Annotated in this window: 18 protein-coding genes; 9 read left to right on the top strand and 9 right to left on the bottom strand. The window is 61.1% G+C overall.

What is annotated here, in order from left to right:
• Positions 1-99: 99 nt before the first annotated feature.
• Together hexR and AC4PS7_RS23415 are read right to left on the bottom strand one after the other, a co-directional pair.
• On the bottom strand, positions 100-966 hold the full coding sequence (gene hexR, locus AC4PS7_RS23420) for a transcriptional regulator HexR (protein ID WP_003177007.1): 867 nt from the start codon (positions 964-966) through the stop codon (positions 100-102).
• Positions 967-1,127: 161 nt separating this feature from the next.
• Positions 1,128-4,001, bottom strand: a complete 2,874-nt coding sequence (locus AC4PS7_RS23415) for an EAL domain-containing protein (protein WP_010207621.1) — start codon at positions 3,999-4,001, stop codon at positions 1,128-1,130.
• A 247-nt stretch (positions 4,002-4,248) separates the two neighbouring features.
• Here AC4PS7_RS23415 and uvrD point away from each other — a divergent pair, with 247 nt between their 5' ends.
• The 3 genes from uvrD to AC4PS7_RS23400 all read left to right on the top strand — a co-directional run bounded on the left by uvrD (position 4,249) and on the right by AC4PS7_RS23400 (position 8,061).
• Positions 4,249-6,432: a DNA helicase II gene (gene uvrD, locus AC4PS7_RS23410; protein WP_010207622.1), complete on the top strand. Its 2,184-nt coding sequence runs from the start codon at positions 4,249-4,251 to the stop codon at positions 6,430-6,432.
• A gap of 213 nt (positions 6,433-6,645) precedes the next feature.
• The gene (locus tag AC4PS7_RS23405) at positions 6,646-7,518 is read left to right on the top strand and encodes a Tim44 domain-containing protein (RefSeq protein WP_010207623.1); all 873 of its coding nucleotides are present in this window, start codon (positions 6,646-6,648) and stop codon (positions 7,516-7,518) included.
• A gap of 135 nt (positions 7,519-7,653) precedes the next feature.
• Positions 7,654-8,061: an SMI1/KNR4 family protein gene (locus tag AC4PS7_RS23400; protein ID WP_010207624.1), complete on the top strand. Its 408-nt coding sequence runs from the start codon at positions 7,654-7,656 to the stop codon at positions 8,059-8,061.
• Positions 8,062-8,077: 16 nt separating this feature from the next.
• On the opposite strand, the gene AC4PS7_RS23395 is transcribed toward AC4PS7_RS23400, so the two are convergent.
• Positions 8,078-9,841: a cation:proton antiporter gene (locus AC4PS7_RS23395; protein ID WP_010207625.1), complete on the bottom strand. Its 1,764-nt coding sequence runs from the start codon at positions 9,839-9,841 to the stop codon at positions 8,078-8,080.
• 293 nt (positions 9,842-10,134) lie between these two features.
• Between AC4PS7_RS23395 and AC4PS7_RS23390 the strand changes: the two genes are divergently transcribed.
• Complete coding sequence (locus tag AC4PS7_RS23390; protein WP_010207626.1) at positions 10,135-10,611, top strand: acyl-CoA thioesterase; 477 nt, start codon at positions 10,135-10,137, stop codon at positions 10,609-10,611.
• A 125-nt stretch (positions 10,612-10,736) separates the two neighbouring features.
• Here AC4PS7_RS23390 and pdxY read toward each other — a convergent pair whose 3' ends face one another.
• Positions 10,737-11,609: a pyridoxal kinase PdxY gene (gene pdxY, locus AC4PS7_RS23385; protein ID WP_010207628.1), complete on the bottom strand. Its 873-nt coding sequence runs from the start codon at positions 11,607-11,609 to the stop codon at positions 10,737-10,739.
• 117 nt (positions 11,610-11,726) lie between these two features.
• On the opposite strand from pdxY, the gene AC4PS7_RS23380 reads away from it, so the two are divergent.
• Positions 11,727-12,122: a DUF3301 domain-containing protein gene (locus AC4PS7_RS23380; protein ID WP_010207629.1), complete on the top strand. Its 396-nt coding sequence runs from the start codon at positions 11,727-11,729 to the stop codon at positions 12,120-12,122.
• Here AC4PS7_RS23380 and AC4PS7_RS23375 read toward each other — a convergent pair.
• From AC4PS7_RS23375 to dksA, 4 genes are read right to left on the bottom strand one after another with little or no spacing between them, the layout of a single operon-like run.
• Positions 12,116-13,078 (bottom strand): CobW family GTP-binding protein, encoded by a 963-nt coding sequence (locus tag AC4PS7_RS23375; protein ID WP_010207630.1) that lies wholly within the window; start codon positions 13,076-13,078, stop codon positions 12,116-12,118. The genes AC4PS7_RS23380 and AC4PS7_RS23375 overlap by 7 nt on opposite strands.
• Before the next feature lie 44 nt (positions 13,079-13,122).
• Entirely contained in the window at positions 13,123-13,767 is a 645-nt protein-coding gene (locus AC4PS7_RS23370) for a DUF1826 domain-containing protein (RefSeq protein ID WP_021491458.1), read from the bottom strand.
• The gene (gene zigA, locus AC4PS7_RS23365; RefSeq protein WP_010207635.1) at positions 13,767-14,975 is read right to left on the bottom strand and encodes a zinc metallochaperone GTPase ZigA; all 1,209 of its coding nucleotides are present in this window, start codon (positions 14,973-14,975) and stop codon (positions 13,767-13,769) included. The genes AC4PS7_RS23370 and zigA overlap by 1 nt, the downstream gene beginning before the upstream one ends.
• A gap of 27 nt (positions 14,976-15,002) precedes the next feature.
• A complete protein-coding gene (dksA, locus tag AC4PS7_RS23360; RefSeq protein ID WP_010207636.1) occupies positions 15,003-15,407 on the bottom strand; it encodes an RNA polymerase-binding protein DksA in 405 nt (134 codons plus the stop codon).
• Between the two features lie 126 nt (positions 15,408-15,533).
• Between dksA and AC4PS7_RS23355 the strand changes: the two genes are divergently transcribed.
• On the top strand, positions 15,534-15,902 hold the full coding sequence (locus AC4PS7_RS23355) for a hypothetical protein (RefSeq protein WP_010207637.1): 369 nt from the start codon (positions 15,534-15,536) through the stop codon (positions 15,900-15,902).
• On the opposite strand, the gene AC4PS7_RS23350 is transcribed toward AC4PS7_RS23355, so the two are convergent.
• On the bottom strand, positions 15,899-17,101 hold the full coding sequence (locus tag AC4PS7_RS23350) for an N-acetylmuramoyl-L-alanine amidase (RefSeq protein ID WP_010207638.1): 1,203 nt from the start codon (positions 17,099-17,101) through the stop codon (positions 15,899-15,901). The genes AC4PS7_RS23355 and AC4PS7_RS23350 overlap by 4 nt on opposite strands.
• Positions 17,102-17,229: 128 nt before the next feature.
• Between AC4PS7_RS23350 and folE2 the strand changes: the two genes are divergently transcribed.
• From folE2 to AC4PS7_RS23335, 3 genes are read left to right on the top strand one after another with little or no spacing between them, the layout of a single operon-like run.
• Positions 17,230-18,126 carry a GTP cyclohydrolase FolE2 gene (folE2, locus tag AC4PS7_RS23345; protein ID WP_042571091.1) on the top strand — a complete coding sequence of 299 codons (897 nt, stop codon included), beginning with the start codon at positions 17,230-17,232 and terminating at the stop codon, positions 18,124-18,126.
• Positions 18,123-18,794: a metal ABC transporter ATP-binding protein gene (locus AC4PS7_RS23340; RefSeq protein ID WP_187516906.1), complete on the top strand. Its 672-nt coding sequence runs from the start codon at positions 18,123-18,125 to the stop codon at positions 18,792-18,794. The genes folE2 and AC4PS7_RS23340 overlap by 4 nt, the downstream gene beginning before the upstream one ends.
• The gene (locus tag AC4PS7_RS23335; RefSeq protein WP_010207641.1) at positions 18,794-19,660 is read left to right on the top strand and encodes a metal ABC transporter permease; all 867 of its coding nucleotides are present in this window, start codon (positions 18,794-18,796) and stop codon (positions 19,658-19,660) included. The genes AC4PS7_RS23340 and AC4PS7_RS23335 overlap by 1 nt, the downstream gene beginning before the upstream one ends.
• The last annotated feature ends 5 nt before the right edge of the window (positions 19,661-19,665 follow it).

The following is a 19,665-nucleotide window of genomic DNA, read 5'->3' as shown; positions in this document are numbered from 1 at the left end:
GCGCGGGGGTTACAGGACGATGAATCTTCTAAAGCTGACGCAAACCCACTGTGGGAGCTGGCTTGCCTGCTCCCACATTTGACCGTGCGTGACTTTGAATCAATCGTCGAGGGCTTTGACCGATTTAGGCGACAGGCGAAGACTGCGCAAGCTGCGCTTCACGCTCTTGAGGTGGTTGACCAGGCTCGGCCCGCGCGCCATGGCCACGCCCATCGCCAGCACGTCGATCACCACCAGATGGGCAATACGCGAGGTCAGCGGCGTATAGATTTCCGTGTCTTCATGCACATCAATCGCCAGGTTGACCGTGGACAGTTCCGCCAACGGCGTCTGGCTCGGGCACAGGGTGATCAGCGATGCACCGCTTTCACGCACCAGGTTGGCGGTGATCAGCAGGTCTTTGGAACGGCCCGACTGGGAAATGCAGATGGCAACGTCCGTAGGCTTCAAGGTCACCGCCGACATCGCCTGCATGTGCGGGTCGCTGTAGGCCGCTGCGGTGAGCAGCAAGCGGAAGAATTTGTGCTGGGCATCGGCAGCCACCGCGCCAGAAGCACCAAAACCATAGAACTCGACACGCTGGGCCTGGGACATGGCGGTCACGGCCTTTTGCAACTCCACCGGGTCAAGCTTCTCCCGCACTTCCATCAAGGTGTGCAGGGTGGTGTCGAAGATTTTCAGGCTGTAGTCGGCGACGGAGTCGTCTTCATGGATCGCGAATTGGCCAAAGCTGGCACCCGCGGCCAGGCTTTGCGCCAGCTTGAGTTTCAAGTCCTGGAACCCGGAGCAGCCGATGGCGCGGCAGAAGCGCACGATGGTCGGCTCGCTGATGCCCACGCTGTGCGCCAGGTCGGCCATGGAACTGTGCATCACAGCCGCAGGGTCAAGCAGCACGTGATCGGCAACCTTGAGTTCCGATTTGCGTAACAGGTGGCGCGACTGGGCGATATGTTGCAACAGGTTCAAAGGGCAGGACTCTTGTTATGGGCAGGGCCAGGGATGTAGCAAGCTTGTAGTTATACTACAAGAATTGTCGTTTTGCCCGTCCGGCGCATCACTAAATCGCCCTGCCCCCCTTTGAATCTAAGGGCGGCCAAGTTGTAGCCACGGGGCGGCCCCAGGCATCACTAGGGAAAATCCGCATTTTTCCGTAACAAATCTGCCAGCCCTTTGGCCTCCATCGGCCGACTGATCAAATAGCCCTGCACCTCGTCACAACGTTCACCGCGCAGGAAATCCAGCTGCTGTTGATCTTCCACGCCTTCGGCCACCACTTTGAGCGCCAGCCCGTGGGCCATGGCGATGATGGCGCGGGTGATGGCCGCGTCTTCACGCCCCTGGCCCAGCCCACGGATGAAGGTCTGGTCGATCTTCACATAGTCCACGGGAATGCGTTTGAGATAGCTCAGGGACGAATAACCCGTGCCGAAATCGTCGATCGCCAGTTTCACGCCCAGGTCCCGCAGTTGCTGGAAGGTGGCGATGATGTGTTCGACGCTGTCGAGCAATTGGCTTTCGGTCAGTTCCAGCTCCAGGTATTGCGGGTCCAGGCCGGTTTCTTCGAGCACCTGGCGCACCAGGCTGACCAGCTTGCCTTGGCGCAGTTGATGCACCGACAGGTTCACCGACACCCGGATCGGCGCCAGCCCCTGGCGCTGCCATTCACAAGCCTGCCAGCAGGCTTCGCGCAGCACGAACTCGCCCAATGGCACGATCAGACCCGTCTCTTCGGCCAGGCCGATAAAGTCCCCCGGCGGCACCATGCCCCACTGCGGATGCTCCCAGCGGATCAACGCCTCGGCAGCATTCAGCTTGCCGGTGGCCAGGCAGAGTTTCGGCTGATAGAACACCGTGAGCTGGCCCTCCTCAATGGCTTTGCGCAAGTGGTTTTCCAGCTGTAAGCGCTCCAGGGTGCTGGCTTGCAGGCTGTCGGTGTAGAACTGGAAGTTATTACCGCCCAGGTGTTTGGCATGTTGCATGGCCATGTTGGATTGGCTGACCAATGCGGAAATTTCCCGCGCATTGTCCGGCAACAGGCTGACACCCATCGAGGCACTCACTACCAGCTCATGCCCCTCCACCGTCACGGGCACCCGCAGTTTGGCCAGTAACCGCGTGGCCACTCGCGCAAGACTGGACAGGTTGCCGTAGGCGTCGAACAGCACAGCGAATTCGTCCCCGGACAGACGCGCGATGGTGTCAGCCTCAGGTAAAGCGTTGATCAGGCGGCGCGCCATTTTCTGCAGCAGTTGGTCGGCAACTTCATGGCCCAGGCTGTCATTGAGCAATTTGAAGCGGTCGAGGTTGATGTGTAGCAACGCCAGGTTGCGCCCGCCCTGGCGTACGCGCTGGTGAGCCTCGCGCAGCCGTTCGCGGAACAGCGAGCGGTTGGCCAGGCCGGTCAATTCGTCGTAATGGGTCAGGTAGCGCATGCGCTCTTCGGACTCGCGCCGCGCCGAGAGATCGGCGAAGAAGCCCACAATGTGGCTGACTTTTCCTCGGACATCGCGCACCACATTCAATTGCAGCCACTGCGGATACAGCTCGCCGTTCTTGCGTGTCTCCACCAGTTCACCCTGCCAGGTACCGTGGCTGAGCAACGCCTGGCGGATCACTGGGAAGTGGCGGCGGGCATCGCGGCTGCTGGGCAGTTCGACCACATTGCGACCGATCATGTCGTCGGTTTCAAAACCCGTGACACGGCTGAACGCCTGGTTCACGGCGATCAGCTTGTAGTCCGGGTCAAGGATAACGATGCCTTCGCTGGCGGCCTCGAATACTGTCGACGCCAAACGCTGCTGTTCTTCCAGGGCCTTGCCCGCAGTGATATCGCGGCGCGTACCCAGCATGCGCGTCACCCGCCCACTGGGCGCACGCTCCACGGCGCGGCCACGGTCTTCGATCCACACCCAGTGCCCATCGCCGTGGCGCACGCGGTATTCCACCTGGTAGTCCTCGCTGCGGCCCTTGAGGTGTTCCACCAAGGCACGCTTGAGCAGCGGCAGGTCATCAGGGTGCAAGCGCGGCTTGAGGTGGCTGAGCATGGCCGTGACGTATTCCGGCTCCAGGCCGAACAACTCCTTGAGTTGGGTGTGATGGACTTCGTCGGTTTGCAGGTTCCAGTCCCACAGGCCCAACTCACTGGCTTGCAGCGCCATGGCCAGGCGCGCTTCGCTTTTATTCAGGGCCAGATGGGTGGCGTCCAGCTCCTGACTGCGTTGCGCCACGCGGTCCTGCAGGCCGACCTGGGCTTCGCGCAGTTCGTGCTCGACCTGACGACGTTGTTCAACTTCGCGCACCAGCTCCTGATTGAGTTGCTCGCTGCGCTGTTGTGCCTGTTGCAGATGTTCGATCAGTGCCTGATTCTGAAACCGCCGCAGCAGCCCGCGCTGGATCAGGCGATTGACCTGCCACGCCACCAGGCTCAAGGATGCCAGCAGGATCAGGCCCAGCACACCCCAACCGCGTTGCTGCGGGTCGCCGGTCCAGAACAGGTACAGGATCGCCGGCACCAGACACGGCAAGGCGAACGACAAGAACGCCGGCAGGCTCACGGCATAGGCCACACTGGCGGACAGCGTCGCCGCGCCGATCAGGCCGAACACCCAGGCCTGTTGCATGAAGCTATCGACCGGCACCAGCGCGATCGCGGCCGTGGCCAAGGTCAGACCGCTGACGGCCGAACCCAGCATGAACATACGCCGCCACACCGGCTGAGCCTGGCGGCTGGGCATGGCCGAGTCGAACGCCGCCACTTGGATCACACGCATCGCCACCAGGGCCAGCAGCCAGACCAGCCAGATACTGTCCAGCAGGTATTGCTTGGGGTTCCACAACAGCCAGGCGCAGACCAGGCCATTCACCAGCATCAACAGGGTCGGCAACAGCGAACCCTGATACAGCAGGCGCGTGCGCTCGACCGCCATCTCCGTGGCGTAGTGTTTGCGAAGAACCTGCGCGGGCGCCGCTGAGGGGCCGAGCAGATCAGTGCTGAAGGTCATAGGCAGTGTTCTTATAATGGTGAGCCCGAAACGTCGACGGAGCATACACAAGCAAGCGCCTGGGCCAAACTGCTCTACGTCATAAAATCTGCACGGTCGTGCGGCGCAAACTTCGGTGCCAGAGGGCTCGAGCGAGACGCCCCGCGGGCTGCGGCCATTGACCGACCGGTCATCACCCGGGCGGTTTTCCGTCGACCACCCGGCATTGGTATTTGCCCCACTTCCCCGGGGGCCATAGAATGCGCCGATGCGCGATGATCTCTCCCTTTTGCTGAACTCCCTCAACGATGCCCAACGCCAGGCCGTAGCGGCCCCTGTTGGCCGTCAGTTGGTCCTGGCCGGTGCTGGCTCCGGTAAAACCCGAGTGCTGGTGCACCGTATCGCCTGGTTGATCCAGGTCGAAAACGCGTCCCCGCATTCCATCCTGTCGGTGACCTTCACCAACAAGGCCGCTGCCGAGATGCGTCATCGCATCGAGCAGTTGATGGGCATCAGCCCGGCCGGTATGTGGGTGGGCACCTTCCACGGCCTGGCACACCGCCTGTTGCGGGCACACTGGCAGGAGGCGGGCCTGGCCCAGACCTTCCAGATCCTCGACAGCGATGACCAGCAACGCCTGGTCAAGCGGGTCATCCGCGAGCTGGGCCTCGACGAGCAGCGTTGGCCGGCGCGTCAGGCGCAATGGTTCATCAACGGCCAGAAAGACGAAGGCCTGCGCCCACAACATATCCAGGCCAGCGGTGATTTGTTCCTGGCCACCATGCGCAGCATTTATGAAGCCTACGAGGCCGCCTGCGTACGCGCCGGGGTTATCGATTTCTCCGAGCTGCTGTTGCGCGCCCTCGACCTGTGGCGTGACAACCCAGGCCTGCTGGCCCATTACCAGAAGCGCTTCCGTCACATTCTGGTGGACGAGTTCCAGGACACCAACGCCGTGCAGTACGCCTGGTTGCGCCTGCTGGCCAAGGGTGGCGACAGCCTGATGGTGGTGGGCGACGACGACCAGTCGATCTACGGCTGGCGTGGCGCGAAAATCGAGAACATCTACCAGTATTCCGAAGACTTCCCAGACGCGGTGACCATCCGCCTGGAGCAGAACTACCGCTCCACCGCCGGCATCCTCAAGGCCGCCAACGCCTTGATCGCCAACAACACCGGGCGCCTGGGCAAAGAGCTGTGGACCGACGGCGGCGAAGGCGAGGCCATCAACCTGTACGCCGCGTTCAACGAGCACGATGAAGCGCGCTACGTGGTGGAAACCATCGAAAGCGCGCTGAAGACCGGCCTGGCGCGCAGCGACATCGCGATCCTTTACCGTTCCAACGCCCAATCGCGGGTCTTGGAAGAAGCCTTGCTGCGCGAGCGCATCCCGTACCGCATCTATGGCGGCCAGCGCTTCTTTGAGCGCGCCGAAATCAAGAACGCCATGGCCTACCTGCGCTTGCTGGAAGGTCGCGGCAACGATGCGGCGCTGGAGCGGGTGATCAATATCCCGGCGCGCGGCATCGGCGAAAAAACCGTCGAAGCCATCCGCGATCACGCACGCCATGCCGATGTGTCGATGTGGGAAGCCATGCGCTTGCTCATCGTCAATAAAGGCCTGACTGGCCGCGCAGCCGGTGCGTTGGGGGTGTTTGTCGAGCTGATCGAGAACCTGGCGGCCAAGTGCGCGCAAATGCCCCTGCATTTGATGACCCAGACGGTAATCGAACAGTCCGGGCTGATCGCCTATCACGAAGCGGAAAAAGGCGAGAAAGGCCAGGCCCGGGTAGAAAACCTTGAGGAACTGGTGAGCGCCGCCCGTGCCTTCGAAAACACCGAGGAAGACGAAGAGCTGACGCCGCTGGCTGCGTTCCTCGGCCACGCGTCGCTGGAAGCCGGTGATACCCAGGCCGATGAGCATGAAGACAGCATCCAGCTGATGACCTTGCACAGCGCCAAGGGCCTGGAATTTCCGTATGTGTTCCTGGTGGGCATGGAAGAAGGCCTGTTCCCGCACAAGATGAGCCTGGAAGAACCCGGCCGCCTTGAGGAAGAACGCCGCCTGGCATACGTGGGCATCACCCGCGCCATGCAGAACCTGGTGATGACCTACGCCGAGACCCGACGCCTGTATGGCAGCGAGACCTACAACAAGGTGTCACGCTTCGTACGTGAAGTGCCGAAGGGTCTAATCCAGGAAGTGCGCCTGTCCAACAGCGTCAGCCGCCCATTCGGCGGAGGCCAGCAGCAGAACTCCAGCAGCCTGTTTGCCGGCTCCGAAATCCCGGAAACCCAGTTCAGCCTTGGCCAGCAGGTCAGGCATTCAGTGTTCGGTGAAGGCGTGATCCTCAACTTCGAAGGCGCGGGTGCCCAGGCACGGGTGCAGGTGAACTTCGCCGAAGGCAGCAAGTGGCTGATGATGGGTTACGCGAAACTCGAAGCCCTCTGAGGTCTTCCCCGCTGTCAGAGCTGAAACATTTGCCTACATGAAGGTTATTGGCCCGCCCTTGTATTTAACGAGCGCGGGCCAATATCTGTAATAAGTCCTACAGACCATTCTGAATCGGTCCTACGCAAAAGCCCGAAACATTATGTCGCTAGCCAGTGTCACTACACCTGTGCAACATGGCGCGCGTGCAATCCACAAATGGGAATTCCCTTTATGAAACGTTTTCTTAGCATCGCCATGGCGTTGTGCATCGGCCTGACGATGAGCCTCGACGCCAACGCCAAACGCTTCGGTGGCGGCAAAAGTTCCGGTGCGGCACCGACTCACCAGACCAGCCAAATGGCTCCATCCGCCGGCGCCACGGGCGGTGCAGCCGCGACCGCAGGCGCAGCCGGTGCTGCAGGCGCCGCGGCCAAGGCCGGCGGTGCTTCGCGCTGGTTGGGCCCTCTGGCCGGTATCGCCGCCGGTGGCCTGCTCGCGTCCATGTTCATGGGCGGCGGCTTCCAGGGCATGCAGATCTTCGACATCCTGATCCTGGCGGTCATCGCCTTTGTGATCTTCCGCTTTATCGCCGCCCGTCGCCGCAAGCAGCAGGAGCACCTGGCTCCAGCCGGCGCGCCGATGCAGCGTGAAGTGTTCGAGCAAAAACCAGCCATGGGCTCGATCTTCGGTGGTTCTGCAGCCCCTGCTGCAGCCCGTCCGGTGATCAACGCGCCGGCCTGGTTCAACGAAGAGCGTTTCGTCGAAGCGGCCCGTAGCCACTTCCAGTCCCTGCAGCAACACTGGGACGCCAACGAAATGGACAAGATCTCCGAGTTCGTGACCCCACAGCTGCTGGAGTTCCTCAAGCGCGAACGCGCCGACCTGGGCGACGGCTTCCAGTCGACCTACATCGACGACCTGCGCGTCCAGCTGGAAGGTGTGGATGATCGCGCCGACAAGACCATCGCCACCCTGACCTTCAGCGGTGTGTCGAAGACCTCGCGTTTCGATCAGGGCGAAGTGTTCAGCGAAAGCTGGAACATGGAACGTGCCCAGGGCGACAACCAGCCTTGGCTGGTGGCCGGTATTCGCCAGAACGGCTGATCCCTGCACGCTTAGCACGCAGATACAAAAAACCCCGGACCTGTCCGGGGTTTTCTATTTCACGGTTGCACTTATAGCGAGCTACTGTATAAAACGCCCCTATAAACCGCGCCATCTAGCAAGAGGATCCCGGCCGTGGAAGAAATCATCGAACAATTGCGTGAAGCCAACGAACCGGTCCCGGTTCCTTTGGAGCTGCCTGACGAAGACCTGCTGGTGGAAATCGAGGAACAACTGTTCATCGACATCCCGTTTGTCTTCCGAGAGTTTCTGCTGACCGTCAGCGACGTGGTGTACGGCAGCCTGGAGCCGGTGACCGTCACCGACCCGCAATCCCACACCTACCTGCCAGACGTTGCCGCCAACGCCTGGGACGCCGGTGTTGATCGTAGCCTGATCCCGATCTGCCAGGACGGCGACGACTACTACTGCGTCGAAGAAGACGGCACTGTAGTGCTGTGGTCCGGCGAAGAAGAAATCGTCACCGAGGAAACCTGGGAATCGGTGTGGCACTGGGCGCGGGACGTCTGGCTGGAAAGCTGACCCCACCCCCAGGCGCTTAGTGCTCCGGCGTATCCTTGTGATTATCCAGCGTCTCCAACAAGGCGACCTGCATCCGCGTATGCACGCGGATGAACCACCGCCAGAGCACGGCCGCCACTGCCGCCGTGACCACGGCGATCAGCACCAGCAACTTGTTGGTCGGCAGAATACTGGCCGACAAGGCTGCCAATAGCAGGAAGATCACCAGCAGCGAGAGGATCGGGATCAGCTCCGCGATCACCCTCCGCACGCGCTGGGTATGCCGCCCGGCCATTTCCGGCTTCACACTCATCTCCGCCAGCAGCATCGACAGCGCCTTGAGCTTACGGTACGCCGCAATCAGGAAGGGCAGCGACAGCAACAACGCCCCACCCCAGATCAGCGCCTTCTGCCAGCTGGGATCACTGATCCAGCCTTCCAGATACCCTCCGATTCGCACAGCAAAAAAGCTGCCGGCAAAGAAGATCGCCACCACCAGCGCCAGGTTCACCCCTACTTGCAGGATGATTTTGCGGATCATCGACGCCAGCATCGCGCCCTCGCCCTGAGGCTGAATGCTGCGCAGCCATTCGCCATACATGCCGAACACCCGGCTCAAACGCTTGGGCATTACCGACGCGATCTTCAATGACAGCGGGTCGGCGCCACGGATCAGGTACGGCGTGAGCAGTGTGGTAATCGCCGAAACCGCCACCGCTACGGGATAGAGGAAATCACTGGTCACCTGCAACGTCATCCCCAACGCCGCGATGATGAAGGAAAACTCACCAATTTGTGACAGCCCCATGCCCACGCGCAGTGAGGTACGGCCATCATTGCCGGCGATAAACGCACCCAGGCCGCAGGACAACATCTTGCCCAGCACCACCGCCACGGTAATCACTGCAATCGGCCAGGCATATTGCAGCAGGATCTGTGGGTCGATCATCAAGCCAATTGCCACAAAGAAGATGGCGCTGAACATGTCGCGAACCGGTTCGATCAGACGTTCGATCTTAATCAACTGGCGGGATTCGGCCATGATCGCGCCGATCAGGAACGCGCCCAGCACCATGCTGTATTCCAGCTTTACCACCAGCAGGCAGAAGCCGAAACACAGGCCCAGCACGGTGATCAGCAGCATCTCGTTGCTTTCGAACTTGGCCACGTAGGCCAGCAAACGCGGCACCAGCAAAATGCCGATAACCAGCGCGACAATCATGAACAGCGAGAGCTTGCCGACCGTTGAGAACACCTCGCCGGAGCTGACCGTGCCGCTGACGGCAATGCTCGACAGCAAGGCGATGATGCCGATGCCGAGGATGTCTTCCACGATCAACACGCCAAAGATCAGCTGGGCGAAGCGCTGGTTCTTCATCTTCAGGTCATTGAGCGCCTTGACGATGATGGTGGTCGAGGAGATCGCCAGGATCGCGCCGAGGAACAGCGAGTCCATCGTGCTCCAGTCAAACCAGCGGCCGATCTCGTAGCCGATCCAGATCATCAGGATGATTTCCAGGAAGGCCGCGATAAACGCCGTGGCACCGACCTTGAACAGTTTGCGCAGGCTGAACTCCAGGCCCAGGCAGAACATCAGGAAGATCACACCCAGCTCGGCCAGGGTCTTGATAGTGTCTTCGTCGTGGATCAGGCCGAACGGAGGGGTGTGGGGGCCGATGATGAACCCGGCGACGATGTAGCCCAGCACCACCGGCTGCTTGAGGCGGTGAAACAGGATGGTGACAACCCCTGCCACCAACATGATCACGGCCAAGTCCTGGATAAAGCTGATGGCGTGCATGGCGAGGGGCTCCTTGAGGGTACAGACACTTTTCCCACTTCCGTTCACGCCGTTGAACTGTCGCAAAGTGCGGAAGGAAAAGTTTGCCTTGATCGTAAGAAATGCCCTGAGACGGGCTTTTGAAGGTTAACACCGCGACTTCCGGCAGAAAGCCGGTGCAATATATGGAAACAGATCGGTGCATGCGTGACGGCAAGCCGCCCACTGGCGTCCCGTTATGGATGGCGCTGCAAAGATTCCAGCACCCGCAGAGGTGCCCCCCCAAACCAATGCCTACAACCCGTGAGTGTGCTATGGAACCCGGAAACGCCCAGCTGTCGATGACGGTATTGATGACCCCTGATATGGCCAACTTCTCAGGTAATGTCCACGGCGGCACCCTGCTCAAGTACCTCGACGAAGTGGCCTATGCCTGCGCAAGCCGCTATGCCGGGCGCTATGTCGTGACGCTGTCGGTGGACCAGGTGATTTTCCGCGAGCCGATTCATGTCGGCGAGCTGGTGACGTTCCTCGCGTCGGTCAACTACACCGGTAACACCTCGATGGAGGTGGGCATCAAGGTGGTGACCGAGAACATCCGCGAACGCTCGGTGCGCCATACCAACAGCTGCTTCTTCACCATGGTGGCCGTAGACGACCAGCGTAAACCAGCCCCCGTGCCGCCGCTGCAACCGCACAACAGCGAAGACAAGCGCCGGTTCGTCCAGGCCCAGCAGCGCCGTCAGATCCGTCAGGAGCTGGAAAAGCGCTACCAGGAAATCAAAGGCTGACAGCGGCGAACACGATTCAAATGTGGGAGCGGGCTTGCTCGCGAATGCGGTGTGTCAGTAAATGCATCTTTGACTGATCCACCGCATTCGCGAGCAAGCCCGCTCCCACACTGGGTTCTGTGTATTTATAGACCGATCGGCGTGGCTTCAAAGCGCACACGCGGATGGGCGATGCGATCCTGGGCACGTACCAGTTCCAGTTCCCAACTGGCACAGGCTTGGGTTTCCAGCAGCACTTCGTGCACCGCAGCGGCGGTGAATTCAAAGGCGGCCAGCAGGCTGTCGCCCAACAGTACCCGCGCCAGGAACAACCCCGAGGTCAGGTCGCCCACGCCCACTGGCTGACGCGGAAACGCCAGCAGCGGCCGGCGCAGGTGCCAACTGCCTTCGGCGGTCACCAGCAGCATCTCGAAACCGTCCGGCAGCTTGCCGGGGTAATCCAAGTGCTTAACCAACACGGCCTTTGGCCCGCGCGCCAGCAACGCCTTGGCCATGGCCAGGCAATCGAATAGCGACTGCGGCTTGCGCCCGGCAAAGCTGTCCAGCTCCAGCTGGTTAGGGCACAGGAAGTCGGCCATGGCTGCGGCTTCGTCCAGTAGGAAATCGCTGACTTCCTGGGGCACGATGCAGCCTTTTTCCGGGTGGCCCATCACCGGATCGCAGAGGTACAGCGCCTTGGGGTTGATGGCCTTGATACGCGCCACACCGCTGAGAATCGCCCGGCCCTGGTCCGCACTGCCCAGGTAGCCGGACAGCACAGCGTCGCAGTTGCCCAGTTCGCCAATCGCGGCGATACCTTCCACCAGCGCCGGAATCTGCTGCGGCGCCAACACTTCGCCCGCCCATTGGCCATACTGGGTATGGTTGGAGAACTGCACCGTGTTCAACGGCCAGACGTTCACCCCGACTCGCTGCATGGGGAATACGGCGGCGCTGTTTCCGGCGTGGCCAAAGACCACATGAGACTGGATCGCAAGCAGATGAGGTGTGCGTTTCATGCGCGGGATTTCCGTAAAGCCATTGAAATTCTGGCCGCGCAGTATGCGACTAAACGCAGCCTGTACGACAGACCGGCGACACAGTTAAGCTGCTCTCACTTTGTTGGAGTCTTTCGCATGCTGACCCTGGGAAACATCTTCGTGTTGATGCTGCTGGCGACCGGTGCCGCCTGGGTGTGGCACAACCACGGCCTGCGCGAGCGGGCGCTGGAGCGGGTCAAGCAGCATTGCGCCAAGCTCGACATCGAACTGCTGGACGGCGCCGTAGCGCTCAAGCGCATAGGGCTTGTGAGGGATGCCAACGGGCGGCGGCGCCTGGCGCGCATCTACAACTTTGAATTCACCGTGACCGGCGAAACCCGCCATCCGGGAACCATCACCCAATTTGGCGCCCACAGTGCGCAGATCGAACTGGCGCCCTACCCGTTCGAGATCAAGACGCCGTTGCCCAGCGCCGAAGTGATCGAGCTAAGCCAGTGGCGTCAGGACCACGGCACCAAGAACCGTCAGTGACGGCAGGCGTTTAACGCGACCTGCAAGGCGGCCACGTCCTGTGGCTCGCTGAAAATCAACTCGATACGTGAATCGCGGCGCCACTCGCTGGCCTGCCAAGTGAGCTCGCTGTTATCCACCGCGTTGGTCGAAACCCAGCCTTCGGCGCTGTGGATAACCAATTTGGCGCGGCGCCATTCAAGGCTTGTCAGCCACTGGTGAAGACGGCGGGTGTCGAATTGCTGGCTTGGGTGCCAGCGCCAGCCGACACTCCAACCGCCTTCCTGGGCCTGGCTCAGGCAGATCGGTTGCGTGGGATCGCCCCAGATAGCCGGCATTTGGGCAAGGCCTTCGGGCACTTCAACCTTATCCACAGCGGCTGAGGCCTGCGCGTTCAGGCCTGGTAACTGGTCCAAGGGTAATTGCGCTTGGCGGGTCCAGTAGAGCGGGCATTCGGGCAACTGCCGTTCGATCGCACGGCGCTGTCCCGCGTCCAACCCTTCATCCTTGTTCAATACCAGCAACCCAGCACTCGCCAGCGCCGCCTGCTGTGAGGGTGGCAACGGTTTACCCGCTGCCAGCGCCTGGGCATCCAACACCACCACACAGGGCTGGACTGACAACACGTCCTGCCATGGCGCCTGTCGCAGCTGCTTGAGCAACTGCGCCGGATGGCCCAGACCTGACGGTTCGATCAGCAGCCGGTCGGGCTTGGCCTTACGCAACAGACGACCCAGTCCTACCTGAAAAGGCGCACCATTCACGCAACACAGGCAGCCTCCGGCAACTTCGCCCAGGGCAATGCCGTCGTCATCCTGGGTGAGCAAGGCGGCGTCCAGGCCGATCTGCCCGAACTCGTTGATCAACACAGCCCAGCGCTCGTTGGCCGGACGCTGGGCGAGCAGATGCTTGATGAGGCTGGTCTTGCCGGCGCCCAAGGGCCCGGCAATCACGTGGGTGGGAATGTTCTGCAGCATGAGGGGCATCGTTCGGACCGTGTAGAGCGTTTGATCCTACGCGGTTATGCGAGCCAATCCAGTGTCAGGATCAAGCGACGTTCGTCAGCCTTGAGTGCGGGCGAACGGTGAATCAGTCCATAACCTTCATTGCCATGCCATTTGGTGCCCTTCAACAGAGCGACTTCGCCGCAATGGATCTGCTCGATACACCCGGTGGGCTCGGCATCCGGCTGGCTCAGCTGGCGGCGATCCATCACGCCTTCGCGCAACCACTGGCTGCCGACTCCGGCATAGGTGGTGATCAGCCGCACCGGCACATGATCGACGTGAAAACGTGGGCACATCGCCTTGTCCAGCAACCTCAATCGCACGCCGATACGTTTGGCACCCAGCAGGCAGGCAAACGCGCTGACCAGCCACGACACATCGGCGATAAAGCCTTCGTAGCCCTCAAGGTCACGGCAACTGGACGCCAAACCCTGCAGGTTGGGCAGGGCGTCTTCATTGTTGAGCTCGATCACCAGGGAATCGGCCAATGGCTCATTGAGCGCCACCAGCAAGGCGCCGAACTCGGCGATGTGCAACGGCAACTGCCGCTCCCACACGGCCAGGTTGACGCCATCTTCCAGAATGTCGGACAGCGCCAGCGGGGTGTCACCGCGTGTCTGGCGAATCACGGGACGCAGGGAAATAGCCGGGGCCAGCATCAGGCGACGGCCTCCTCATACCAAGGGCCAAAGGGATCGACCAGCAGGCGCCAACCTTCGACGCCCAGGGCCATTTCTTCATCGGTGAGCAGGCATGCGTCCAGCTCGGCACGCAGTTGGGTGAAGTCGAGGTTTTGCCCGATAAACACCAGTTCCTGGCGGCAATCACCTGTGCTCAGTTGCCAGTTGCCCATGATCGCCGCGATGCTTTCTTCGTCCTGAGGCCACTGACTTTTAGGCACAAAGCGCCACCAGCGTCCGGCAAAACCATGGCGCATCAAACCGCCGGCCTGGGACCAGCTGCCCGCCTCCTTATGCTTGCTGGCCAACCAGAAAAAACCTTTGGAGCGCAGCAGTTTGCCGTTGACCCACGGACGGTCGATGAAGTCGAAGAAACGCTGGGGATGGAACGGCCGGCGCGCACGGTAGGCTGTGGAAGCGATGCCGTATTCCTCGGTTTCCGGCACATGCTCACCGCGCAGTTCCTGCAACCAGCCCGGGGCCTGAGCGGCGCGTTCAAAGTCGAAACGGCCGGTGTTGAGGATTTTGTTCAGCGGCACTTCGCCCATGACCATCGGAATGATTTCCGCTTGGGCGTTGAGGCGTTCAAGGATCGCCATCAACTCTTCGCGTTCGCGGCTGCTGATCAGGTCGATCTTGCTGATGAGGATCACGTCGGCGAATTCGATCTGCTCAATCAGCAGGTCAGTGATGGAGCGCTCGTCATCTTCACCGAGGGTTTCACCGCGCGAGGCCAGGCTCTCGGCAGCCTGATAGTCGAGTAGGAAATTCATGCCGTCGACCACGGTGACCATGGTATCCAGGCGCGCGATATCGGCCAGACTTTGCTCATTTTCGTCGCGAAAGGTGAAGGTTTCGGCCACGGGCAAGGGTTCTGAAATACCGGTGGACTCGATCAGCAAGTAATCGAAGCGACCTTCCTTGGCGAGTTTTCCGACTTCTTCCAGCAAGTCTTCCCGCAAGGTGCAGCAGATGCAGCCGTTGCTCATCTCCACCAGTTTTTCTTCGGCGCGGTTGAGCGTGACGTCGCGTTGGACTTCACTGCCGTCGATGTTGATTTCGCTCATGTCATTGACGATCACCGCCACTCGCAGGTTTTCGCGGTTGCGCAGGACGTAATTGAGCAGCGTGCTTTTACCGGCACCGAGAAAACCGGACAACACGGTAACGGGGAGACGATTGGGCATCAGGTATTCCTCATCAGGGTTGGCCGGTCAACTCGCCCGTCTATGGCGTTCGCGCAGCTCTTCACGTTCTTTGGCTTCGATACACAGGGTGGCGGTAGGACGCAGCAACAAGCGCTGTAGGCCGATGGGCTCGCCGGTTTCGCGGCACCAGCCGTATTCGCCGCGGGCCAGCAATTCCAGGGCGTCGTCGATCTTGTCCAGCAGCTTCTTTTCCCGTTCCAGCAGGCGCAGTTGCCATTGCCGCTGTTCTTCGGCGCTGCCGACATCGGCTGGATCACTGTTGGTTTCCTGCTCGCGCAGTACCAGGAACTCAGCGTCGATGCGTGCTTGCAATTCAGTGCGTTGGCTCAGCAGCAACTCACGGAAGAAACCTTGCTGGGCTTCATTCATGTAGTCGGCGCAAGACTGGGCCAGGAGGTCTTGTTCGGTCATGGGAGCGGTTCACGGGTCAGGCTGTTTTTCAATGTTATAGTATAACAATGCAAATAAGCCAATCCCCTCTTGCTCGCCACGACGAAGGGCGCAATGCTTCAACACTCTCCAGCCTTGAGAAACCCGATGAGATACTTGGTGTGCGCCCTGTTATTGATTGCCGCAGGACCTGCCTGCGCCCAGGCGCCTAGCCTGTTGGCCCACTGCACGCGCAGCGCCAACCTGCTCGCGTGTGTCGACCCCTTGGGCAATGCCTACAGTGTGGCGACGGTCGGCAGCACCACGTATTTGCGCGGCTACGAGGTGATCGGCAAACGCTATTGGGCACAGACCAACAGCCGCTACGGGCAGCTGACGTTCTTTACCGGGTTGGCATCGGATGGGGAAGCGTGGGTCGGCTATACACGGCGTGTGGGCTGGACCACCCTCAACCGGTTTTCCAGTTCGGGTGGCGCCAGCGCCAAATTCACCTGCAGCCGTATGACCGGCTGTTAGACCTGACCGTTCTTCTGTTCCTGTACCCACGCCATGTAGCTGTTCATGGGTGGGTTCTTCTGGAAGTATTTTTTCAGACCTTCGAACAGGCCATCGGCAACCGCCTGTTGATGACGCGCGGTGACCAGCCGCGCACTGTCCCGCGCGTTGGAAATAAACCCGGTTTCCACCAGGATCGACGGCACGTCAGGTGACTTGAGCACCGCGAAACCCGCCTGCTCCACACGCCTCTGATGCAGGCTGGTGATGCCTTCCAGGCTGCCCAGGATCGAGTTGCCCAGTTGCAGGCTGGAAGCGATAGTGGCGTTCATCGACATATCCAGGATCACCCCGGCGAGCATCGGGTCCTTGTCCTTCAGATTGAGCAGGCGGGTGGCACCGAGCAGATCGGCACCGTTTTCCCGTTGTGCCATGAAGCGCGCCGTGGCTGATGTCGCGCCCCCTTCCGACAAGGCATACACCGAAGCGCCCGACGCAGTGACCCGCGGCGCCGCATCCGCATGCACCGAGATAAACATATCGGCATTGTGCTTGTGGGCGATTTCCACGCGTTTGCGCAGCGGTACGAAGAAGTCGTCGTTGCGCACCAATTTCACGTCGAAGCCTTTCTCGCGTTTCAACCGTTTAGCCAGCAACTGAGCGATGGACAGCACCACATCTTTCTCGCGCTGCCCCTTGGAGCCGACCGCGCCCGGGTCCTTGCCGCCGTGGCCGGGGTCAACCACCACAATGATGTCGCGCTTGGGGTGGGCCTTGTCCACCAGTGGCTTGGGCTCGGCCGCAATTTGGCGCGGCGCCTGGGTGGCGCTGGTCAGGTCCAGTACCAGGCGATGCCCCTGGCCATCCTGGGGCGGCAACAGAAAGCTGTTGAGCTGCATCGGCGCTGCGAGGTCCAGCACGATGCGCGTGTCGCCTTTGCCGAAATGCCCGGAGCGAATCGAGGTGATCCCGCTGTTCTTCAGTGCCAACTGAGAGAAGTCACCACTGAGCCCGGCGCCGCTGAGGTCGATGATCAAGCGTTCCGGCGCGCTCAGGGTGAAGGTCTTGTATTGCACCGGTCCGCTGAGATCGAACACCAGCCGCAACTTTTCGTCCGAACGCCACAGGCGTGCATTGCTGATCTGCGTGGCGTGGGCGGCGAACGGTAACGTGAACAGAGGGCTGGCCAGAAGCAGGTTTAGGAGCTGACGTCTGTGCATGAAAAATACCGCAAATAAAGGAGCGTCCGTACTCGACATGACTGAAAAAAGGCTGGAGCAGAAAAACCATCGTCGACACAATCGTTATACTATAACATGTCTTTTTATTTCCAATGATGGACCTGCTCATGAATGCGCTGACTCTGCCGGATATCGCCGCGCAGGCTTCACGCCAAGCCTTGCCACTCGACTGGGTAGGCATGTGTGGCATCGCCCTGCCCATTCTCATCGACGGACAACGCCTGACTGCCACCGCGGATGCCGGCGTGAGTCTGGACGATGGCGCCGCCCGTGGCATTCATATGTCACGCCTGTACCTGGCATTGGAGATGCTCGACCAACAGCCTCTTACGCCTGCACTTCTGCGTAATGTACTGCAGCGTTTTCTCGACAGTCATGAAGGTTTATCTAACAACGCCTACCTGCGTATCCACACCGATTTGCTGCTGAAACGCCCAGCGCTGGTGAGCCCCCTGGCCGGCTGGAAAGGCTACCCGGTGAGCATCGAGGCGCGTCTGGAAAACCAGATGTTCCACGTGGAACTAAAAATTGACGTTACTTATTCCTCAACCTGTCCTTGCTCCGCTGCCCTCGCCAGGCAGTTGATTCAGCAGCAATTTCTTGAAGACTTCGCCAACACGCCTTTACAGCATGAAGACGTATTGAGCTGGCTTGGCTCCGCCAACGGCATCGTCGCGACACCCCACAGCCAGCGCAGCAGCGCGCAACTACTGATTGCATTGGACAGCGAACACCCCAGCCTGCCCATCACCGAGCTGATCGATAACGTCGAAGCTGCCCTCGGCACCGCCGTACAAACCGCCGTAAAACGGGCGGACGAACAAGCCTTCGCACTGGCCAATGGGCAGAACCTGATGTTCTGCGAAGACGCCGCCCGCCGCCTGAACCTCGCCTTGAAACGCTCGGATGCCGTCAAAGCCTTCCACCTGAAAGTGATCCACGCCGAAAGCCTGCACGCGCACGATGCCGTGGCTGAAAGCCGCTGGACGAGACACCCTGCATGATCACCTGTACCGCTTTACGCTGGGGCGCACCCGGCCAACCGCTGACGCCCGCCATCGACCTCACGCTGGAAAAAGGCAGCCTCACCGGCATCATCGGCGCCAACGGCACCGGCAAGAGCAGCCTGCTCAAAGTTATCGCCGGCCTGCAAAAACCGCTGGCGGGCAAAGTGACGGTGGACGTTCCACGCCGTGGCGGCCTGTCGTTCCTGCCCCAGCAGCAACACTTGGACCGACAGTTCCCCATTAGCCTGCAAGAGCTGGTCGCCGCCGGTTTCTGGGGCACGCAACAACGGTCACCGCAACAACGCAGCCAGCGCCTGGAAGCGGTACTCGAAGAGTGGTGCCTGAGCGGCCTGGAAAACCGTCCGTTGATGGCCTTGTCCGGAGGTGAATTGCAGCGCGCTCTGCTCGCCCGCATGAGCTTGGCGGAGGCTCCGGTTCTGCTGCTCGATGAGCCCCACGCCGCCCTCGATGAAGATGGCCAGTCGCTGTGCTGGAAACACATCCACGCCTGGCACGACGCCGGTCGCACGCTGATCGTGGTCTGTCATGATCTCGCCGCAGTACGCCACCACACCCCGCACGTGGTGCAGATCAAAAGCACCGGCTGCGTATTCGGCCCAAGCAAAGAGCTGATCCGTCCGCAGCCACAGATGCAGGTGGCCTGATGCACTTCGCCGCCCACCTGTGGATGCCCTTCGTCGACTTCGTCTTCATGCGCCGCGCCCTCATCGGTGGACTGGTGCTCGCCTGCAGCACCGCGCCACTGGGGGTATTCCTGATCCTGCGGCGCATGAGCCTGATCGGTGACGCCGTCGCCCACGGCATTCTGCCCGGCGCCGCCCTCGGCTTCTGGTTCGCCGGCCTCAGCCTGCCCGCCCTGACCATCGGCGGCCTCGGCGCGGGCCTAAGCATGGCCGGCTTGTCCGCCTGGATCACCCGCCGCACCGGCCTGCGCGAAGACGCCAGCCTCGCCGCTATCTACCCCATCTCCCTTGCCGCCGGCGTGCTGATCCTCGGCCTCGCCGGCAAACGCCTGGACCTGCTGCACCTGCTGTTTGGCTCCGCCCTGGCCGTGGACGGAACCACCCTCACCGGCATGCTTTGGGTTTCCAGCTTCAGCCTGATCGCCATGGCCGTGATCTACAAACCCCTGCTGCTGGACACCCTGGACCCGCTGTTCCTGCAGACCGTCAGCCGCCTTGGCCCGTTGGCCCATGGCTTGTTCCTGACCTTGGTGGTGCTGAACCTGGTGATTGGCTTCCAGGCCATCGGCGCCTTGATGGTGGTGGGCTTGATGATGTTACCGGCCATCGCTTCACGCTTCTGGAGCCGGCGCCTGCCGGTGTTGATCGCGGTATCGGCAGTGCTGGGATGCCTGTCGGTGTGGTTGGGTTTGCTGCTGTCGTTCTACTACTCGTTGCCCAGCGGCCCGGCCATCGTGCTGGTGGCTGGCGCCGGGTACCTGCTGTCCGTGGTCTTCGGTCCGGTGCACGGTTTGCTGCGCCGCCCACCCTTGCTGTCATCCCAATGAGGTGT

This window comes from Pseudomonas sp. DW-iso3 (assembly GCF_058725305.1).
The sequence above is the reverse complement of the archived record's forward strand: the minus strand, read 5'-3'. Positions and strand labels throughout refer to the sequence as shown.

Excerpts from the sequence above, each read along its gene's own strand:
- AC4PS7_RS23415 (WP_010207621.1), bottom strand. The coding sequence starts at position 4,001 with ATGACCTTCAGCACTGATCTGCTCGGCCCCTCAGCGGCGCCCGCGCAG.
- uvrD (WP_010207622.1), top strand. The coding sequence starts at position 4,249 with ATGCGCGATGATCTCTCCCTTTTGCTGAACTCCCTCAACGATGCCCAA.
- AC4PS7_RS23405 (WP_010207623.1), top strand. The coding sequence starts at position 6,646 with ATGAAACGTTTTCTTAGCATCGCCATGGCGTTGTGCATCGGCCTGACG.
- AC4PS7_RS23395 (WP_010207625.1), bottom strand. The coding sequence starts at position 9,841 with ATGCACGCCATCAGCTTTATCCAGGACTTGGCCGTGATCATGTTGGTG.
- AC4PS7_RS23390 (WP_010207626.1), top strand. The coding sequence starts at position 10,135 with ATGGAACCCGGAAACGCCCAGCTGTCGATGACGGTATTGATGACCCCT.
- pdxY (WP_010207628.1), bottom strand. The coding sequence starts at position 11,609 with ATGAAACGCACACCTCATCTGCTTGCGATCCAGTCTCATGTGGTCTTT.
- AC4PS7_RS23380 (WP_010207629.1), top strand. The coding sequence starts at position 11,727 with ATGCTGACCCTGGGAAACATCTTCGTGTTGATGCTGCTGGCGACCGGT.
- AC4PS7_RS23375 (WP_010207630.1), bottom strand. The coding sequence starts at position 13,078 with ATGCTGCAGAACATTCCCACCCACGTGATTGCCGGGCCCTTGGGCGCC.
- AC4PS7_RS23370 (WP_021491458.1), bottom strand. The coding sequence starts at position 13,767 with ATGCTGGCCCCGGCTATTTCCCTGCGTCCCGTGATTCGCCAGACACGC.
- zigA (WP_010207635.1), bottom strand. The coding sequence starts at position 14,975 with ATGCCCAATCGTCTCCCCGTTACCGTGTTGTCCGGTTTTCTCGGTGCC.
- dksA (WP_010207636.1), bottom strand. The coding sequence starts at position 15,407 with ATGACCGAACAAGACCTCCTGGCCCAGTCTTGCGCCGACTACATGAAT.
- AC4PS7_RS23355 (WP_010207637.1), top strand. The coding sequence starts at position 15,534 with ATGAGATACTTGGTGTGCGCCCTGTTATTGATTGCCGCAGGACCTGCC.
- AC4PS7_RS23350 (WP_010207638.1), bottom strand. The coding sequence starts at position 17,101 with ATGCACAGACGTCAGCTCCTAAACCTGCTTCTGGCCAGCCCTCTGTTC.
- folE2 (WP_042571091.1), top strand. The coding sequence starts at position 17,230 with ATGAATGCGCTGACTCTGCCGGATATCGCCGCGCAGGCTTCACGCCAA.
- AC4PS7_RS23340 (WP_187516906.1), top strand. The coding sequence starts at position 18,123 with ATGATCACCTGTACCGCTTTACGCTGGGGCGCACCCGGCCAACCGCTG.
- AC4PS7_RS23335 (WP_010207641.1), top strand. The coding sequence starts at position 18,794 with ATGCACTTCGCCGCCCACCTGTGGATGCCCTTCGTCGACTTCGTCTTC.